The sequence below is a fragment of the Mumia sp. genome (assembly GCF_028803055.1).
In the GTDB taxonomy this organism is placed as follows: domain Bacteria; phylum Actinomycetota; class Actinomycetes; order Propionibacteriales; family Nocardioidaceae; genus Mumia.
The window spans coordinates 1-3,845 of the sequence record NZ_JARBCJ010000248.1 but is presented as its reverse complement, the minus strand read 5'-3'; the positions used below and the strand labels follow the sequence as shown (position 1 = coordinate 3,845).

2 protein-coding genes and 1 pseudogene are annotated in these 3,845 nt (G+C 70.6%); all 3 read left to right on the top strand.

The features are described from left to right. Positions 1–426: pseudogene (locus PV363_RS16500) on the top strand (transferase); the annotation flags it as partial. 146 nt (positions 427–572) lie between these two features. Beyond that, positions 573–3,275 (top strand): type I DNA topoisomerase, encoded by a 2,703-nt coding sequence (gene topA, locus PV363_RS16495; protein WP_301022909.1) that lies wholly within the window; start codon positions 573–575, stop codon positions 3,273–3,275. Between the two features lie 3 nt (positions 3,276–3,278). Continuing rightward, the coding region (locus PV363_RS16490; RefSeq protein WP_301022908.1) for a hypothetical protein at positions 3,279–3,845 on the top strand (567 nt) is incomplete at its 3' end.

The following is a 3,845-nucleotide window of genomic DNA, read 5'->3' as shown; positions in this document are numbered from 1 at the left end:
AGCCTGCGCAACATCGGGCGTGACGAGCCGGTGCTGCGCCTGGAGGAGTGGCCGTACGAGATCGAGCAGCCCATCGGCCCGCACGTCGCAGCCTGGGCGGAGCGCACCGACGCGTACGCCGGCGCGTCCGACGACGCGCTGCTCGCCGCCCATCTCGTCCAGGCCGAGGACCTCGTCCAGGAGAGTGTCGGTCCCGCCGGCGCCGCGGACCCCGAGGTCATCCTGGTCCGCCTGCAGCGAGGGGTACGGAGAGCCAGGCAGCTCGACACGGCCGAGGCCGGTCTGGTCGGTGCCTGCGACGGTGAACTGTCTGTCGGGCAGATCATCGACGCGCTCGCCCAGATCCTCGGCGAGGAGCCCGCCGCGCTCCGCCGGGCGACGCTGCCGACGGTGCGCGAGCTGGTCGCCGACGGCTACCTGCACTGAGCCGGGCGGCTCGCCGGTGGGGAGTCCCGTACCCGCCATCTTGCCGACACGCGCTACCTTGGGCCGCGTCACGCCTTTGTGACGCACTGCGGGCTGCCCCTCGGGGGCAGCGTCCCGACAGCACAGGACCAGGAGCACCCAGCACCGTGACCTCTCTCGTCATCGTCGAGTCGCCGAAGAAGATCGCCCAGATCGCTGGCTACCTCGGCAAGGGCTACGTCGTCGAGGCCTCGTACGGCCACATCCGCGACCTGCCCAACGGCGCGGCCGAGGTCCCGGCGAAGTACAAGGGACAGCCCTGGGCGCGCCTCGGCGTCGACGTCGACGGCGACTTCGAGCCGGTCTACGTGGTGCCCGCGGACAAGAAGGCGCAGATCACCAAGCTCAAGAAGCTCCTCAAGGAGTCCGACGAGCTCATCCTCGCGACCGATGAGGACCGCGAGGGCGAGGCGATCGCCTGGCACCTCGTGGAGGAGCTCAAGCCGAAGGTCCCCGTGCGTCGCATGACCTTCAACGAGATCACCCCTCAGGCGATCCAGAACGCGATCGCCAACACCCGGACCATCAACGAGGACCTCGTCGACGCGCAGGAGACCCGACGGATCCTCGACCGCCTCTACGGCTACGAGGTCAGCCCGGTCCTGTGGAAGAAGGTCATGTCCGGCCTCTCCGCCGGCCGTGTGCAGTCGGTCGCGACGCGGATGGTCGTCGAGCGGGAGCGCGAGCGCATCGCCTTCCGCGCAGCCTCGTACTGGGACCTCGACGCCCGCTTCGACGCCGGCCAGGACAAGGACCCGCGCTCGTTCCCGGCGCGCCTGCTGTCGGTCGGCGGTGCCCGCGTGGCGCAGGGTCGCGACTTCAGCTCCGAGGGCGAGCTGACCAGCCCCGCGATCGTGCACCTCGACGAGTCCCGCGCCGCAGCGCTCGCCGAAGGGCTCCAGGACCGCGTCTTCACCGTGCAGTCCGTCGAGTCCAAGCCGTACACGCGCCGTCCGTACGCCCCCTTCCGCACCGTGACCATGCAGCAGGAGGCCGGCCGCAAGCTCTCGTGGGGTGCGCAGCGCGCGATGCAGGTCGCCCAGCGGTTGTACGAGGGCGGCTACATCACCTACATGCGTACGGACTCCACGACCCTCTCGCAGACCGCGCTGAACGCGGCGAGGGCCCAGGTGCGCGAGCTGTACGGCCCCGACTACCTCCCGGAGGCGCCGCGGACCTACGCGTCGAAGGTCAAGAACGCCCAGGAGGCGCACGAGGCGATCCGTCCGGCCGGAGAGACCTTCCGCACCCCCGCCGAGACCGGCCTCACCGGCGACGAGTTCCGGCTCTACGAGCTGATCTGGATGCGCACGATCGCGTCGCAGATGAAGGACGCCAAGGGCAGCACCCTGACCGTGCGCACCGGGGCGACCTCGGCGTCCGGCGAGGAGTGCGTGTTCACCTCCTCCGGCCGCACGATCACCTTCTACGGCTTCCTCAAGGCCTACGTCGAGGGCGCCGACGACCCGGAGGCCGAGTCCGACGACAAGCAGACCCGGCTGCCCGACGTCGCCGAGGGGGACACCGTCACCGTCGAGTCGCTCGACGCAGCGGGGCACACCACCAAGCCGCCGTCCCGCTACACCGAGCAGACGCTGATCGGTGAGCTCGAGAAGCGCGAGATCGGCCGCCCGTCGACGTACGCCTCGATCATCCAGACGATCCTCAACCGTGGCTACGTCTACAAGAAGGGCACCGCGCTGGTGCCGTCGTGGATCGCCTTCTCGACGGTGCGGCTCATGGAGCGTCACTTCGGACGCCTGGTCGACTACGCGTTCACCGCCACCATGGAGGACGTGCTCGACGACGTCGCGGCCGGTCGCGAGCAGCGCCCGCACGTGCTGCACGGCTTCTACTACGGCGACGACGACGGCAACACCGGCCTGAAGCGCCTCGTCGACGGGCTCGGCGAGATCGACGCACGGGAGCTGTCGACGTTCGAGCTCGGCGACGGGATCGCGCTGCGCGTCGGACGCTACGGCCCGTACCTCGAGGGACCCGACGCCGACGGCGTCATGCAGCGCGCGAACGTCCCGGACGACCTGCCGCCCGACGAGCTGACGCTCGACAAGGCCAAGGAGCTGCTCGCCAACCCCGCCGGGCAGGACCGTGAGCTCGGCACGGATCCGTCCACCGGGCGGGTCGTCGTCGCGAAGAACGGTCGCTTCGGGCCGTACGTGACCGAGGTGCTCCCCGAGGACGCGCCCAAGAAGGAGAAGGCGCGCACCGGCTCGCTCTTCAAGTCGATGGACCTGGACTCGGTGACGCTCGAGGACGCGCTCAAGCTGCTGTCCCTGCCGCGCGTGGTCGGCGCCGACCCCGAGAGCGGCGACGAGATCACCGCCCAGAACGGTCGCTACGGCCCGTACCTCAAGAAGGGCACCGACTCCCGCTCGCTCGAGACCGAGGACCAGATCTTCTCGATCACGCTGCCCGAGGCGCTGGCGATCTACGCCCAGCCGAAGCAGCGCGGACGCCGGGCGGCCGCTGCCCCGCTGAAGGAGCTCGGTGACGACCCGGAGTCCAAGCAGCCGGTCGTGGTGAAGGACGGTCGCTTCGGGCCGTACGTCACCGACGGCCAGGTCAACGCGACGCTGCGCAAGGGCGACGAGGTCGAGACGATCACGCTCGAGCGGGCCGCCGAGCTGCTCGCCGAGAAGCGCGCGAAGGGCCCGGTCAAGAAGACGGCACGCAAGGCGCCGGCCAAGAAGACGGCAGCCAAGAAGGCCCCGGCGAAGAAGGCCGCCGCCAAGAAGGCGACCGCCAAGAAGGCGCCGGCCACGAAGACCGCGGCGACCAAGAAGGCCTGAGCGGTGCGTCGTACGGCGGCGCTGCTCGCCGCGGCTCTGCTCGCCCTCGCCGGGTGTGGTGGCGAAGCGCCGGAGGAGGCCGCGGGATCGGTCGACCCGACGGTGTCGTCCTCGACCCCTCCGTTGGCCGGGGGCGACCGTCAGCGCCTGGGCTACGCCTCTCCAGAGGAGCTGGCGAAGGAGTCTCCGGTGGTCGTGCTGGGGACCGTCGCCTCCTGGGAGGACGGCCCGACGCTGGTGCTCTCCGAGGGTGGGGAGGAGAAGGACCGCATCCCGTACGACGTGGTGCTGGTCGACGTCGACCAGGTCGTGAAGGACACCACGAAGCTCGTGACCGGCGACCAGATCGCGGTCCCGGTGCGTGTCGACGAGGGCGAGCCCGACCCCGCCGAGCTCGCTCCGCCGGGGTCGAACGTGGCGTTCCTCGGCGGTGCGGACGCGACGTTCGGAGTCTTCGGTGAGGCCGATGCGAGGATCGAGCCCGGCGGCGACGTCGACCCCGCCAGCGTCCTGTGGGGAGAGCCGCAGGGTGTCGTCCTCGAGACACCGAGCGGCGAGCTGGTCAACGCC